Here is a 15,208-nt window from a genome sequence, read left to right on the forward strand (position 1 = left end):
AGCAACGCTGCTTAGCATCGCATCACGATCTGCCGCGGATCCGTCACCGGATCGGCGGCATTGGCAATCCAGTATTCAACAATGATTGAACTTGGCGTAAACATTGACCATGTCGCGACCCTGCGACAAGCGCGTCGCACCTATGAACCCGATCCGATCATCGCCGCCGCGATGGCAGAGCAGGGTGGCGCCGACGGCATCACCTTTCACCTGCGTGAAGATCGGCGTCATATTCAAGATCTTGATGTCCAGCGACTGATGCAGTCGGTCACGGTGCGGACCAATTTTGAGATTGCCTGTGCCGAAGACGTGGTGCAAATTGCTCTGGAGGTCAAACCGGACTGGGCGCTGTTGGTTCCGGAAAGTCGCGAAGAGGTGACCACTGAAGGCGGCTTAGACGTGGCGGCTGACAACGGTCGAATCGCCGATGCTGTGGCGCGTCTCAAAGAGCGCGGAATCTATACCAGTTTGTTCGTCGATCCAGACATCCACCAGGTTCAAGCAGCCGCTGCCATGCAGGTCGATGCGGTTGAACTTCACACCGGTCCCTACGCGATTGCCAAGCGTGAACAAATCGCCATGGAACTTGACCGTCTAAAGACTTCCGGCCAAGCGGCGATCGAGGCGGGAATGCGCCTGCATGCTGGCCACGGATTGAATTACCACAATGTCCGGCCGGTGGCCAAGATCCCGGGCATGATCGAATTAAACATCGGCCACTCGATCGTCAGCCGGGCCGTCATGGTCGGTATGACTCAAGCCGTTGCTGAGATGCGACGGATTCTCGACGTCTGCTGTCCCTGACAAGCTGACCGGGCCAAAATGTTGCGTCTGGACGTAAACGATTGCCGGTCCCATCGAGAGGGTATTCCCCTAGGTGTCTCTTTTTCGACGTTCCCTCCGGCAGCACCATCAAATTGCGGCGAAAGATTGAGAGCACTGCGCAGCACGGCGTTTTCGAACGCAGGGCCGCGTGGCGTTTTGGAACGCTGGGCGGCCAACTGCTCGCTGTCATCTCTCCCACACTGTGTTTGAAACTCGGAAGTCAACATGTCCTCTCAAACCTGCTTCACTGCAGACGAGCTGCGCGCCCGCTTAAACAAGAAGGCAGGCGATATCGCAATGCTTCCCGCCGTCGCGATCGAAGCCTTGCAAATCGCCAAAGATCCCGAGTGTTCGCTCAATCAGCTTTCCAGTGTCATTGAAAAAGACGTCAAGCTAACCACCGAACTCCTGTCGATGTCCAACAGCGTCGTCTTCGGTGCCAGCGCCCCCGTCATGGACATTCGTCAAGCAATCATTCGATTGGGCCTCAATCAAACGCAAAACCTCTTGCTAACCTCCGGAACCGCAAGCTTGATGCGCAAGCTGCCTCTGGAACAAGAGTGGGTCCGAGAAGTCTTGTGGCAACACAGCTTTCGAACTGCAAAGGTTGCCACGACGTTGAATCGCGAACTGAAACTCGGGTTCGAAGGCGAAGAATTCTCCAGCGCGTTGCTTCACGACTTCGGACGCTTGCTACTAGCTGTTGCGGCACCTGAGCTGTTCCCGACCGTTGATCGGCTTGCCTTTGACGACAATGAAGAAAACCTCGCCAATGAAAACGCACACTTTGGCACCGACCATTGCCAGTTTGGCGCCTGGTTCGCCGAACAGAACAACCTGCCACGATCGATTGTTGCCAGCATTGAGATGCATCACCTGCCTGAGTCGCATCACCCTGACAGCAAACTGATCGCATTAGTGGCTGCAGCCGATCATATGGCCAACTACTACCAGCGTGAAGAAGAACGCGCGGGATACGATGAAGGCCTCAATCGCGGAGCGCATGTCTTGTCAAACTTTGGGCACCCTCAGATTGTCAAGAACCACGACGGAATCGTGGATCACATTTTGGATGTGGTGCTGCCTGAATTCAGCACACCCTAACAGATTCTGTAGCTGGGGTTGAATCGATCTGCGTCCAACTCAATGGTCTGTTCTGAATGACAAACTCGATGATTCAACTGGTCGACGGCGCAAGCAGATCCATCAATTCATGGACTTGTTGCTCAGTGACAGCCCGTTCAGCGAACTCAAACGCACGGCCGATTCTTCTCTTTCGAGGATCGTAGCTGATCCAGTTCTTTAAGCGTGCCATCATGGGATCGCCGTGGATCCGTCGCACATGAAACGCATCATCACCTGGAAAGTTGTAAGCGCCGAACGCAGAGCAAATCCCATCCAAGCCATGCCGTTTGGCCAGCGTCACAGCCGCTCGACTCATGTTTTCAGGCATTCCTGTGGGAAAGGCAAAGTACCGAATGCGTTTGCCAATCGCCTGCTGCAACTGTTCGCCAGCGACAATGACTTCATCATAAATCTGCGCGGCGTTTTTCAAGGCAGCGACGTCACAATGAGTTCGGGTGTGGGAGCCAATTTCAATCCCGGCCTCCGACATTGCGTGAATCTGCGTCAAGGTGTTCGGCATCGCTGGACATCCTGCTTGCCGATCATGGTCGAACGCAGTTTGCTGCTGAACATTTCCAAACGTCACAAAGTACGTGGTGGGCACCTGCTGTTCTAGCAAGAATGGGATGGCATGTTCATTGTTTTCTGCATAGCCATCATCAAACGTAATCGACACCGCTGGCCGATGCGATCCACCCTCCCGCATTCGTTTTTGAATCTCGGAGAGTGAAACCAGTTCACAATGCTGCTTTAACCAGAGGATCTGCCGCTTGAAATCCGCGACAGAGATTGTCCAGGGGTTCGGATGCGAATCCGCAACGCGATGATAGAACAGGACCGAAAGGGGCGCTTGGCCGGACGCTTGCAGTGCCTGCAACTGAGACCGCCGATACGGTCCGGTCGCGAAGTGATAAACCGGCAACCCAAACTGAGTGACGAGAGACATAAGAGACGAATTCCTTTTCCCAACTAATGCGTGGCCGAACGAATGGGCAAGATGGCCTTCAGAGTCGCGCCAACCTGAACGATTGTTTGCCTGACTTTGGCGCTCTTTTTTGGATGAAACAAACGCAGCGACAGAGTCTCAGTGGGCTGCCCCAGCCAACGTTCTTTGTAGGGTTCACTACCGCGCAACATGTCCACTTCGCTCAAACCATTCTCGATGGAGCGCCGAATCAGGTTCGCCAGAATGGCCGCTCCCGGACGCATCTGCTGAAATTCAGGATCCATTCCAGATTGATACAGCCGTACCGAGTGCTCGTCTAACAGTGAAAGTTCAACCGCCACAGGACGGTCTTCCAAGATCGCAACCTGGAAGCTGACTCTCCCCGCCTTCAACAACTGTTCGGTGGCCTGTCGCAGGAATTGCTCAAACCTGGAGTCGGCAAAACACCCCGTGCCCCCCAAAGAGGCTCGCCTGGCTTCATGAAGATGGACCAGTACGGGCCAGTCTTCAGCAAAGGAATCGGGCGTCACGTGGTGTATGACAATGTTTCCTTCATCGATCAACTTCAATCCTTTGCGGATCTCACGGCGTCCGCTCTTGGATCGCTGCTTGACATAGTCTTCAAGCGTCTCTGGCAGCTTGATCGCATAGCAGGGCTCATCACTTCGGTTCTGCACTCCCATGCCCAACCGTTGACACTCGGCCACAAACAGGGACATGGTTTCGTCGCTGGCGTCAACGCCCTCGATTTCAATGCTGTCCCAGTTCTTAAACCCAACCGATGGACTCCCTTGCGAGGAAGACGCGAGCAACCACTGGGCCACAGCCTTCACTGCCGCAGAACGCTTGTCCGGATCGAGCAAAAAGCTTAAATGATCGCTACTTGCTTTCCCCGAGCCCAGAAAACAAATCGTGTCCCCTCCGCCCCAGCGTTTGCGCAGGCACCAAGGGACGAAACCAACACAGCGGCCGGCGTGGGAAAGTTTTAACACCAGTAACTGGTAATCATCTTGAAACGCGCTGTACCAGCTGCTCATCCACTCCCATCTCAGCATCGACGTTGCTGCAAGTCGATTCCAACAGGCAATGTCATCGTGCGTCAACGCATCGAGGCGCTCAATGAGCTGTATGTCCATACGATAAGCGAGGGTTAAGGATGACTGAGGGAGAAGCTAGCGGCGAGATCAACGAATGAAAAGTGACGGCTGCCGGTCAGAACACGCGTCAATTCCAACCTAGATTGGTGCTCATTGAAAGCCTTCAACATTCCTAGAAATCGTTCAGTGTGCCGCCGGTGCCGTTCAGGTTGGCTGGATCGAAACGATCTACGTTCGCGAGCCGGTCATGCCAACATCAACGGTCGCATCGTTTAAGCCAACCATGAATGCCATGACGGTTTTGACAATTCCCAACGGTGGTTGTAGCGGCACGGCTGATCAATCAGGATCATTGCTGTAACTGGAACCGCTTCAGGCTGGACCGGCGGCTGCCGCTTCATTTCTGTGACCGCTCCTGTGGATTGACCTACGGTTCGTTACCTCTTGCGCTAATCTGACCCTTCAGGTGCAGCATCGCCCCCTTCAGGTAAAGCATCGCCCCCTTCAGGTAAAGCATCGCCAAGGAACGATCGTCACGCCCGGTCGAAGCAATCACAGCAAAAGACAACGCATCACCGTCACCTCGCGATCAAAGCTAACACCACCGATGGATCGGCAACCAGCAGCCTCAGAAACTCAACCCAACCGCGGTGGCTCCCTGGCCAGCGATACGTTCAGCAAGAGCTTATTGCTGATCTTAGGCCTGATGGTTTTGCAACGTGGCGTTGGGTTCTTTCGCAGCTTCTTTGTTTGCGATTCCTTATCACCGGAGCAGATTGGACGCTGGGACTTGGCATTCAATTTCCTGGTCGTCGCTGCCCCCGTGGCAGTCTTGGGAATCCCCGGTTCCTTCGGAAGATACCTGCCGTCGTTTCAAGCGTCTGGGCAGTCGCGTCGCGTCCTGCGTCAAACTCTGATAGCCTGCCTCAGTTTGACCCTGATGGCGACCTTCGCTCTCTGGTTTTCAGCGGACTGGATCGCCAAGCATTTCTTAGGAGATCGGGAGAATGTGTTTTTGGCGCGTCTGATCACGATCGGTTTGTTTCTGCCAATCACATTCAACTTTTTCACCAGCTGGTTCACCGGGCGCTGTCTCAATCGCATCGTGTTTCGGATTCAGTGCACACAATCGATCAGCTTTGCTGCCTTGTGCTTGGGTCTTTTGTATTGGCAACCGCCCACTGCTGAGGCGATTGTCTGTGCCTTGTTCGGATCCTATGCCATCGCGTTAATGCTGTGTCTACTGTACGTGCATGTCGATCGACATGCCGATGGCCCCACAAAGGCAACGCGCGGTCACTTGTGGAAGACGCTGTTGCCCTTTGCCGTTTGGTTCTGGCTAGCGGACTTTGTCATGGGATTGACAGGGATCTGTGATCGATTGCTGATTGTCAATTTGATTCCGCATCCCACATCCAGTGCCGAACAGACGCAACACATCCAACACCTTGTCGGCCAATATCACACCGCTTGTATCATTCCCCTGGTTCTCGCATCGATTGGCGCCATGATCAGTTCCACCGGCCTGCCCTATTTGAGCACTCAATGGGAACAGGGTAATCGAGAGGCGGTTTCAACGCGGATCAATCATTTGATACAGGGGACCGCTGCGTTGTGTTTGGTTGCCTGTACGATGTTGGCCTTTGTGGGTCCGGCGCTGTTTCATCTCTTGTGGGGCGACAAATTTGCTCTCGGGCTGCGTCTGCTGCCGATCTGCTTGGTTTTCACCAGTTTCTCAGCGATTGCCACCGTGGCAACGGCTTACCTGTGGTGCATCGAAAAGGCACGGATGACTTGCCTGCTAATGGCGATGGGTGTGCTCTGCAATGCTTTGGTGGGATGGTTGCTGATTGATCGCTGGGGAGTGTTTGCAGTGGCTGCTTCGACGCTGGCGGCTCAGGTGCTGTCGTTCGTTTTGGTGGTCGCCTATAACACGCGTCATGGTTTGCAACTCCTTCCAGGCACCGTCATTCTGCCCGCCGCACTTTTCGCCAGCGTCTTTGGCCCCTGGCATGCTCTGGCGTCGCTGCTGGGGATGATCGCCATCGCGTTGGGCGGAGAAAGCTTGTTGACCACTTCGGCCAGAACGAAACTCTGTGCCCAGGTCGCCAACACGCTTCGGCCCAGAACAAAGCCTGGCTACTGAGTCAGCAACGGGGCGTGACAACGACACAGGCTGGCACGGCCAGCACGCAGAGCCCCATCTTACCTGTGGTCAAATTCGCTGTGGATCGATAAACTGCAGCCCTGCCAATCCGTCAACAGCATTCCCGCAGGTCAAGATTAGTGGACAGTGGTGACATCCAACTCAACGATGATGATCGAGCAACCTATCAATGGCAGCTCTGGGTCAACGACTTCGGCGAAGCAGGACAAGCAAAGCTAAAACAAGCGTCCGTGATGATCTCACGCGTGGGCGGCGTCGGCAGTGTGGTTGCTTATGAATTAGCGGCTGCTGGCGTGGGGCACTTGATCTTGGCACACGCTGGCAATGTCAAACCAAGCGACCTGAATCGTCAACTCTTGATGACGCACGACTGGATTGGCAAACCCAGAATTGAATCGATTGAGCGACGACTACTGGAGCTTAATCCCCGCCTGAAAATCACGGCTGTCAATCAAAACGTTGACCAGTCGAACGTCAAATCGTTGGTCGACCAAGCCGACCTGATCGTTGATTGTGCCCCCTTGTTTCCAGAACGTTTCGCGATGAACGACGAAGCGGTCCAACAGGGCAAGCCGATCATTGAAAGCGCGATGTTTGAGATGGACGCCAACATCACCACCGTGATCCCTGGGCAAACCGCCTGCCTGCGGTGCTTGACTCCCGAAGCTCCGCCAGCGTGGCGACGCCAGTTTCCTGTCTTTGGCGCCGTCTCTGGCACCGTCGCCTGTCTCGCTGCAACCGAAGCGATCAAACTGATCTCTGGCATCGGCAAGCCGCTGACAAATGAAATGCTGCGAATGGATCTTCGTAACATGCGATTTCAGAAGTTCCAGATCCAACGTCGAGAAGACTGCGCCGTTTGCGGCCACCTACCATCGAGCTGATCTAGTCTTCGGTAACGACGCCATCGTCTAATCTCAAGACGCGATCAGCCAGCGCATCGGCCTCGTCTTGATTGTGAGTGACGTGAAGTGTCGTCACCCCTGTCTGCTCTTTGATCTGACGCAGCAAACCCTGCATCTCCAATCGCGTCTCTTGATCCAAGGCACTCAGCGGTTCATCCAGCAGCAACACACGGGGCTCAAACGCCAGGGCTCGGCCCAGAGCGACTCGCTGGGATTCTCCGCCACTGAGAGCCCTGACCGAGCGTTCGAGCAAATGCTCAATGCCTAACAGTGCTGCCATGGCGGCACTTTTCTGTTGGCAGACCTTTCGACCGGCCTTGCGAAGCTGCAGTCCAAATTCAAGATGCTGGCGGACGTTCATGGTTGGAAACAGCACCGCGTCCTGAGGCACATAACCGACTTGACGATCTCCTGGCAACCACTCGGTCACGTTGACTTCGTCGATCAGAACGCTGCCTGACACCAAGCCTCTCAGTCCACAAATGGCTTCCAAGATCGTCGTCTTGCCGCGACCGGTTCGCCCCATCAAGACAGCATACTGCCCGGTCGCAACCTGGAAGGAAACATCCTGTAAGGCAAACTCACCCGCCTGAATCGATAACCCTTGAACTTCAATCACGAGTTCAACCCCGTCCCCATCACTCGCAGCGCCAGCAGCACGGCAACGGCCATTGCAACCATGACCAAGGAAACCGCCACTGCGGCATCCAATTCACCAATGCTTAGTTCCAGAAACACGCTCGTTGAAAGCACCTCGGTCTTCATGCGAGTCGAACCCGCAAAGACTAAAATCGGACCGAACTCGCCCAACGCTCGCGCCCATGCAATGGTGAACGCGGCCACCATGCCGGGAATCGCCTGTGGCAAGGCGACGGTGGCAAACGCTTGACTGCGAGTGCACCCCAAGGTCCGTGCCACGTCCTCGGCGCGCGGGTCAATCTGATCAAAGGTCACGCGCATCGTGCGGACCGCAAATGCGCATGACACCGAAAACTGAGCCAGAATGACCGCCGGCCAATGAAAGGTGACAGGAAAACCCACCGAGTCCGTCAACCAGCGTTCCAATTGAAACCCACCTACCGACGTATGGAAAAGAATCAGCAAACTGAGTCCCAAAACCAGTGGCGGCAAAACGATCGGAATGTCCACAATCGTGTCGATGATCCAGCGGCCTGGAAATCGAAAGCGAGACATCAGGTATCCAAGCGGAGTGGCCACCCAAATCGAAAGGATCGATGCCGCGGTGCAGGAGAGCAGTGTTAACCGAAAGGCGGCCTTGATCTCCGGCTTGGCAATCGCTGCGGCAAATTCGGCAGGGCTAATAAAGGCCACATCCGCAGCAACCAGCAAGACAATCAACAGCACAAACAATGCTGAGATACCGCTACTAACCAGAAAGAACGGGACATCGCTGCGTCGCCGTCGTGGGTGCTTGGGCAGTTCGCTGCCACGGCGATCACTCATCAGCCGAGCCACCTCCGGCGGCAACCGCCTGGTCCTGCGTGAAATCCCAGCGAAAACCTTTCTTCTTGAATGTGGCCTGTGATTCAGCCGAGCAGATTTGCGAGAACAAACGCGAAGCCAACAAGGGATACTTTGACTCTCGCGCTACCGCCCAAGGCTGGACGGCAATGCTGCACTCAATTTCTTTGATTCGAATCGCTTGAAAGAGTTCACCGGCGCCGGCCGCGTTACTCAAGTAGACCACAACTGCATCCAGAGCACCTGTTCTCATCGCGTTGACCAAGAGATCTCCGGTGTTCATCTGCACTGGGTCGCGCCCCATGATTTCTGACTGGACCCCGCTCTCCTTCAACGTGTTCTGTGTGAGCCAACCCATCGCACACTGTTTTTCATGGCCGATGCCCACACGAAGATCATTGCGAGCCAAATCTCTAAGCCCTGTGATCTTTTCAGGATTGCCCTTGGGAACCAGAATCACCAATTCATTTTGCGAAACGGAAACAGGTTCCAGAAAAAGATCGTTCACTTGATTCATGAATTCGACATCGCAGGCAAAGTACGCGTCCGGCGTGGGCCCAGTGCGCATTTCAGCGACCAAGATTCCGCAGCCGTTGTATTTGGTAAGAACATCAACGCCTTCACGCTGCTGAAAGTTCTTGATGGTTTCTTCAATCGCAGGGCGTAACATGGATCCAGCATAAATGGTCAGTTCAGGACGTTCTGCCCAGAGATCGCCGTTGGTGATCGTAAATCCGTGCCCTTGGTAATGCTCCAGCCCACGATCTGCGGCGGCAACGTAGCGGGCAAAGTGCAAAGCATCTTCGGGATGTTTACTACTGCCCAACACGCCGACCGCAATGATGGATTCGGTGTCGGCCAGCGACGGATCTTCAACCGCCTGTAAGTCAGGGTAGGTGTGCAGGACCGCATCGTAAACAATGCCAGCATCCACGGCGCCGACTAAGACATCATTGGCGACCTCCGTCACAGTTGCTCGAAACGAAGTCACGTTCTCGGCCAGTGTTTTCCACTGGCCGGTCTTTTCCAATTCACGCTGAACCACTTTGCCGACTGCCGCGGATTTGGGGTCAGCTAAAACATAACGGACATCATCATCAAGCAGGTCACCGATTTGCTTGATCCCTTTGGGGTTTCCCCTGGGGACAACGATCACCGCACGCATCGAAGCGATGGGAATCACCTCATGCACCAATCCATCGTCAGCGGCAAGATCCAGATAACTATCATCCGCTGGCAGGAACAAGTCCCCCTTTTCAGCAACCGTTAACGAGGACAACAGGGTCTGAGAAGGGCCGTACTGGATTTCGACACGGCGTCCGGTTTCCTGTTCATACTGTTTCAGAATCTCGTCCATCACAGCGCGATTGCTGGCCGCGCAGTAAAACAACAAACCATCACCCGATTGCTTACTGCCGCCGCCCGACATGGCCAACAACAACAGAGCAAAGGCGATAACGGAGACGCCCATCAACGCGTAAATGCGAGACATGATTGCGGCTAAATCTAAAGTGAGGAAAACAACAAGGATGCAAGGACACAGCTATAGAGATCAACCCGGTGGAATGGGCACATACTCTGGCTCGCGATTCTGACCTTCTTGAGAACTGCGGTCGGGAGGACGATTCTGGGAACCACCGAACAATTCTTGATCCCAATCCGCTGCAATCATCAGATCAAAACCGGGGTTCTGCTCCTTGACCTGGCAACTGCAAGCTCCGCTTAGGAACCGCGTCAACTCGCTGATCAAACCGGCCGACAAGTCCTCGCCAGGAATCACTTCTAGTGCTCGTCCGCGACCGAAGACTGGCACCAACAACGGCTGACCTTCTTCGAAGGCCTGCTTACGAATCCCCGTCAACAGGCTGGCCAACATTCGCTCACGCGCATCATTGGCATCCATTTCAAGCAGACTGAACTGGACCACCAGGGGAGTGTCAGCGTAAAGCTCAGAACCGGGCAATCCAATCCCCTCTGGAAGTTCGATCGTCCGTTCCAGCTGACGCATGGTCTTGTTTAACGTGTTGCGAGCCGCTTGGTTCTGAGGCTCATTTTTGCCACGCACCAGCAACCACACCACACTGTGGCCGGCCAGTAATCGCTCACGCAACTGACGACGAATAGGCGACTGCAAAAACTGGGTCACGGTCTGATCCTCTAACGGACCATGAAAGTGGTTGACTCGCTTGCCTCGGGCAACTTTGGTCCTGGCTAGAACCATCGGCAACTGAAGTGGCTTGCCTTGTTCGTTCCATGACCGCCAGAGGTCTGTTAATTCATCGTCTGAATTCTTGATCACGTTCACAAACCGAACTTCGGCATTCAACGTGCCTTGGTCTTTGGCCACCGTGGCTCGCGTGAGTTTCTCGGCCAGCGTCTGCTGTGATTCCGTTAACGGTGCGTCGTGAAAGATCACCAGCTCCGCCTGATCCGGCTTCCAGCGTTCCAAGGCATAGCGAAACACAGGAATGTTACAGGCACCTGCGACGGCACCGACGAAGACCAGCAACGCCAATCCGATCGCAGCCCGTTGACCAACGGCGACTGGGAAGTTGAATCTGCCTCGCTGCATGATTTCAGGCTTGTTCATTCTTCTTCACCACCTAAACAAATCACCTTGCCGTCCAGTGTCGTGAGGAACAAGTTACCATTGGCGGCTGCTAAGCCGTCCCAGGTTGGTAACGGCTCCATTGCGAGATCTTGCTCCGTTTCGCCCGTTGAGGTGTTAATCACCAACAAACGCGAACCATCGGCCCCGTTCAACGCGGCATCCTGAGCATCCAGTTCCTGTTGCACTTGCGGATCGCTGTTGGTCAGTTTTTCAAAGGTTTCTTCTTCGTTGATCGTGTCTGGAGGCCCGATGATGTAAAGCCGACGCCCAGCCAGAACCATGCCACGAACGTAGATTGGAACGTCTTCGGCCCACTTGGTTTCGACGAAGGACTGGGCTTGCTGGGGTTTCTTTCCCTTGGGAGTCTTTTTGCGATTCGAAAATTGCAGTGCCTTCCCAAACTTGCCTTGAACGAGTTTAGCGCTTTCGACGGTCCCGTTGTTGCGATTCAAACTATGATCGCGAGCGCTACCGTCATCAAAACTAACGGCGATCACCGCATCGGATGAAATCTCCGCACCGTTCTCGTAGCGACGGGTAATCTGCTCGTCGGTGGCTGCCAAGAAATACAATCGGACTTCATCAATGACTCCGGTGAATCCGGCAGGCGACTGATACGGTCCCACGGCAGAAACACTGTCGACGGCGACGTCGAATCCTTGGACCGGATCACTTGCCAACAGTTGTGGTGACTTGCCTTCGGCGACGCGATTGCCATCGACGTACAGTCGCATGGAACCGTCCGGCCCCAGGACGCCAACCAAGTGATGCCAACCGCCAACGATTCGTTTAGGACCAGTGACGGTGGTCAAGTTTGATTTGGCACGCACGTGAAACTCTGGGCGACCATTCTTCAGAGCGATCGCAAAGCCTTCCGCAGGACCACCGCGTGCGACGACGACTCCGTTAGGGTTCGTGGTCGTCATCCAAGCTTCAACCGTAATCGGTTTGCCCGTGGGATTTTGGCTAGGAGTCATGGGGAAGGAGACCGACGGCCCCACCGGCTGAGGTGCACGACGCGGTGCACGTGACGCCTTGGGAATCTCTGGCGGGTTCTGTTCAGCAGCGAACAATTGGTGTTCCAGCACAGTGGTCCAGCGCAAGTACTGTGGCTTCCGTCCATAACCATAAACGTAGCCATCTCCTTTGACCAAGATGCGTCCGGACGGAGCAAAACGGCCCGCTTGATAGTAACCGCCATGCCCTCCGGCAAAGCTCTGTCCCAGAACCCAATAGGATCGGTGGAACCAGGTGTCATCCAAGAAACCCATCGGAGCAAAGAGGTGCGCGTCAGGGCCTCGCTGCTTGGAAGCCTGAGTGGCAAAGTCACCGGAGTTTGGCCCGATCTCTAAACGGTTGCCAGCGAAGTCAAACTTCTGTGACTTCATAAAGACATGGCGACCGTCGGTGCTCAGAATGTCGGGCAAGCCAACCGGCATCTGCAGGATCTGAAGCTTCTCCTGCAAGTTGTTCCCGGTCTCTGGATTTGTCTCGTCCATCACGGTTTCAAACTGTTTCTCTCCGGTGGCCAGATCCAAGCCCAAGATTCTTAATCCGCCATCGAGAAAATTCGATCGTCCCGCCACGCAGTACACGATGTCGTTATGAATCAAGACACTGCCGTGCACAGGCCATAGCGATTCAAGTTGTTCGTATGCCATCACGCGGCGATCCAGTGGGGCAGCTCGAAAACGCCAAACCAATTCACCATCGGTGGTCAGACAATAAACGTATCCATCCGCTCCGCCAAAGACGACTCGTCCTCGATGAACGGTCGGTGGCGAATCGATGCGTGCTCCGATGGTGTATGACCATAACGGCTTGCCATCCTGCTCGCCCAAGGCATTCAGGGTGTGGCGATCTTTCTGAGCCACAAAGACCTGACCGCCAGCAATCACGGGGGCGGTTAATTCGCCCGGCAATTCCACTTGCCATTTGGGCGTGACTTGCCCATCGATCGGAACAGACGAGGTTCCACTTCGGGTGGAATCATTACGATAGGTCACCCAATCGCCCGTTGCCGGCTGTGCATCCAGCAAGTCCGCCTGACGTGCCGGGCCGGCTTGCAAGCGTCCCTCGTCGGAAACGTCGACAGGGATTGGACGCGTTGGCGCGGTCGGAGCCAAGGCATTGAATCCAAACAACTTTGCTTCTGGATAACAGGCACAGTTGTGAGGCGGTGCGTACGTCAAACCGTTGCATGGCATGACTCCGTACAAGCAACCGCCACGCACCCAGTGGTTGATGTCCCAGTGCTCCGCGTCAGGATCAACAAACTCGATCCCGGTACGCGAAGGCATCAAAAAGTTATCGGTGGCTTTGGCGATGTAACAGCGATGGTGGAACCAATACGTGTCCACGTCCGGCGAGAACTGCTTGATGACTTCTCCGCTGCGAGGGTCTCGGCCCGTGTACTGCCCCGTGTCGCGACCAGAGGTTAGCGGGGCCAGCCAAACCAAACCATCAACGACCATCAAGTCTTGTGGTGATTGATAACCACTGTTTGGAAACTGTGCCTGCCAAAGTGTTTTGCCGGTCGCCGCATCGGCGCTGATCATTTTGCCATCCCCCCCGGCGAACAACACGACGTCTTGATACAGCACCAACCGTGGACCAAAGTTAAAATTAAAGGAATCACGACGCGTGACGGGATCACTTTGCCATTCGGGTTTGCCAGATTGCCCATCCAGGCAAACAACATGTTGACCGTCATGAAAATAGACTTTGCCATCTTTGGACGACATGGTCAGCGGGGACACTTTTGATTGTTTGGCCCAGAGCTGCTCACCCGACTGAGCATCGAAGGCCATCAACACGCGTGGCTCTTCATTCCAAAAGAAGTTTCGCGATCGCTGTTGATCCCCCACCGTCCCAAATGCTGGTGCGTATTCAGCCAGTTCGGCCTTGCCTTTGCGGACCAGCAGATACAACCGACCATCGGCCAAGATAATCTCTTCGGTGGCGTCACTGCCTTGATAGGTCTGTAAAACTTCGCCAGTCTGAGCATCAAGGGCGACTGTCGGTGCATCATACCCTAGGGTCACGTACACGCGCTGTGGTGTTCCCACCAGTCGGCGTGACAACTGAGAGGGACCACTTTTCAATGGCCACAGATGCGACTGCCACTTGGGAATCTCTTTTTTCCACAGCACACTGCCGTTGAAGGCATCACGCGCGATCAGTTTCCAGTCCGGTGGCAACTGAATCGAAACTCGGCTGCCTTCGTCCATGATGTAGAACATCCGGCCACCCGAAGACACCAACGCACTCATGCTAGCCATGCGATCATGGTGCCGCGACCAACGTGGACTGCCAACCCATTGCAAGTGACGTGGCGGCGCGACAACATCGTCATGAGCCACTGAGTTTCCGGTAGCATCATGAAGGTAGTGCGACCATTCATCAATATTGTCGGGCCGTGGCTTGCGATATTCCTGCCACTGCTGGCCCTCTTTGATCAATGCCATCCCCTCAGGCACCAAGACTCGCTTGATCTCGTCCTGACTGACATCGCCAAGATCTTCGACGATCAGCAAGTTCACCATGTTGTCAACATACGGCAGCTGTTCACCATCAAAATGCTCGAAGGCAACCGCTCCGTAATCGCCAGAGGCGATCACCTGTTGCCGCAGCGATTGAACCTTGTCCGACGACGCGACAAGTCCATGCACTTGGATCGATTCATGCTGCTTTAGCGACTTTGTTTGCTCGGCATCAGTGGCACCCAAATGAACCACAAATCCGCCGCGCACATCGGCACGTTTCAGCAAGGCCGCGGCATCAAACGGATTGGACTGCTGAGCCACAGCCAAATTTGGCAGTTGAATCAACGCGATCGCGATTAAAACGAACCAGCGGTGCGAGAACGAACGAAGGGTCGTCTTGCGGTTGAGTTGACTGCTCATCAGATGCTTCCAAAGCGTGGAAAAGAAGGGGAGGGAGGGCTGTCACGGCAGACTGCTTGATTGTAGCTTAGAACCGCTTGCGCAGCACAGAACCAGGACGACGATGAAGAAGATTTTGAACAATCGCAACACGCCCCAGTGCAGG

General features: G+C 54.9%; 11 protein-coding genes. 4 read left to right on the top strand and 7 right to left on the bottom strand.

Annotated features, from left to right (window positions below; translation table 11 throughout):
* Nucleotides 1-81 precede the first annotated feature (81 nt).
* Complete coding sequence (locus SV7mr_RS17315) at nt 82-804, top strand: pyridoxine 5'-phosphate synthase (RefSeq protein WP_145274984.1); 723 nt, start codon at nt 82-84, stop codon at nt 802-804.
* A 246-nt stretch (nt 805-1,050) separates the two neighbouring features.
* A complete protein-coding gene (locus SV7mr_RS17320; protein ID WP_145274987.1) occupies nt 1,051-1,929 on the top strand; it encodes an HDOD domain-containing protein in 879 nt (292 codons plus the stop codon).
* A 73-nt stretch (nt 1,930-2,002) separates the two neighbouring features.
* On the opposite strand, the gene SV7mr_RS17325 is transcribed toward SV7mr_RS17320, so the two are convergent.
* Nucleotides 2,003-2,896, bottom strand: coding sequence for a polysaccharide deacetylase family protein (locus tag SV7mr_RS17325; RefSeq protein WP_145274990.1), 894 nt, complete (start codon nt 2,894-2,896; stop codon nt 2,003-2,005).
* 23 nt (nt 2,897-2,919) lie between these two features.
* Entirely contained in the window at nt 2,920-3,933 is a 1,014-nt protein-coding gene (locus tag SV7mr_RS17330; RefSeq protein ID WP_419187529.1) for a GNAT family N-acetyltransferase, read from the bottom strand.
* 667 nt (nt 3,934-4,600) lie between these two features.
* On the opposite strand from SV7mr_RS17330, the gene SV7mr_RS17335 reads away from it, so the two are divergent.
* Nucleotides 4,601-6,139: a lipopolysaccharide biosynthesis protein gene (locus SV7mr_RS17335; RefSeq protein WP_145274994.1), complete on the top strand. Its 1,539-nt coding sequence runs from the start codon at nt 4,601-4,603 to the stop codon at nt 6,137-6,139.
* 140 nt (nt 6,140-6,279) lie between these two features.
* The gene (locus SV7mr_RS17340; protein ID WP_145274996.1) at nt 6,280-7,044 is read left to right on the top strand and encodes a HesA/MoeB/ThiF family protein; all 765 of its coding nucleotides are present in this window, start codon (nt 6,280-6,282) and stop codon (nt 7,042-7,044) included.
* Nucleotide 7,045: 1 nt separating this feature from the next.
* Here the strand turns inward: SV7mr_RS17340 and SV7mr_RS17345 are convergent, their stop codons facing one another.
* From SV7mr_RS17345 to SV7mr_RS17365, 5 genes are read right to left on the bottom strand one after another with little or no spacing between them, the layout of a single operon-like run.
* Nucleotides 7,046-7,684, bottom strand: coding sequence for an ABC transporter ATP-binding protein (locus SV7mr_RS17345; protein ID WP_145274998.1), 639 nt, complete (start codon nt 7,682-7,684; stop codon nt 7,046-7,048).
* Nucleotides 7,681-8,529: an ABC transporter permease gene (locus tag SV7mr_RS17350; RefSeq protein WP_145275000.1), complete on the bottom strand. Its 849-nt coding sequence runs from the start codon at nt 8,527-8,529 to the stop codon at nt 7,681-7,683. Before SV7mr_RS17350 ends, SV7mr_RS17345 begins: the two co-directional genes overlap by 4 nt.
* Entirely contained in the window at nt 8,522-10,039 is a 1,518-nt protein-coding gene (modA, locus tag SV7mr_RS17355; protein ID WP_145275002.1) for a molybdate ABC transporter substrate-binding protein, read from the bottom strand. The genes SV7mr_RS17350 and modA overlap by 8 nt, the downstream gene beginning before the upstream one ends.
* 60 nt (nt 10,040-10,099) lie before the next feature.
* Nucleotides 10,100-11,137 carry a hypothetical protein gene (locus tag SV7mr_RS17360; protein ID WP_145275004.1) on the bottom strand — a complete coding sequence of 346 codons (1,038 nt, stop codon included), beginning with the start codon at nt 11,135-11,137 and terminating at the stop codon, nt 10,100-10,102.
* Nucleotides 11,134-15,063 carry an outer membrane protein assembly factor BamB family protein gene (locus SV7mr_RS17365; protein WP_145275006.1) on the bottom strand — a complete coding sequence of 1,310 codons (3,930 nt, stop codon included), beginning with the start codon at nt 15,061-15,063 and terminating at the stop codon, nt 11,134-11,136. The genes SV7mr_RS17360 and SV7mr_RS17365 overlap by 4 nt, the downstream gene beginning before the upstream one ends.
* Nucleotides 15,064-15,208: the final 145 nt, after the last annotated feature.

Source organism: Stieleria bergensis (assembly GCA_007745635.1).
Lineage (GTDB): Bacteria > Planctomycetota > Planctomycetia > Pirellulales > Pirellulaceae > Stieleria > Stieleria bergensis.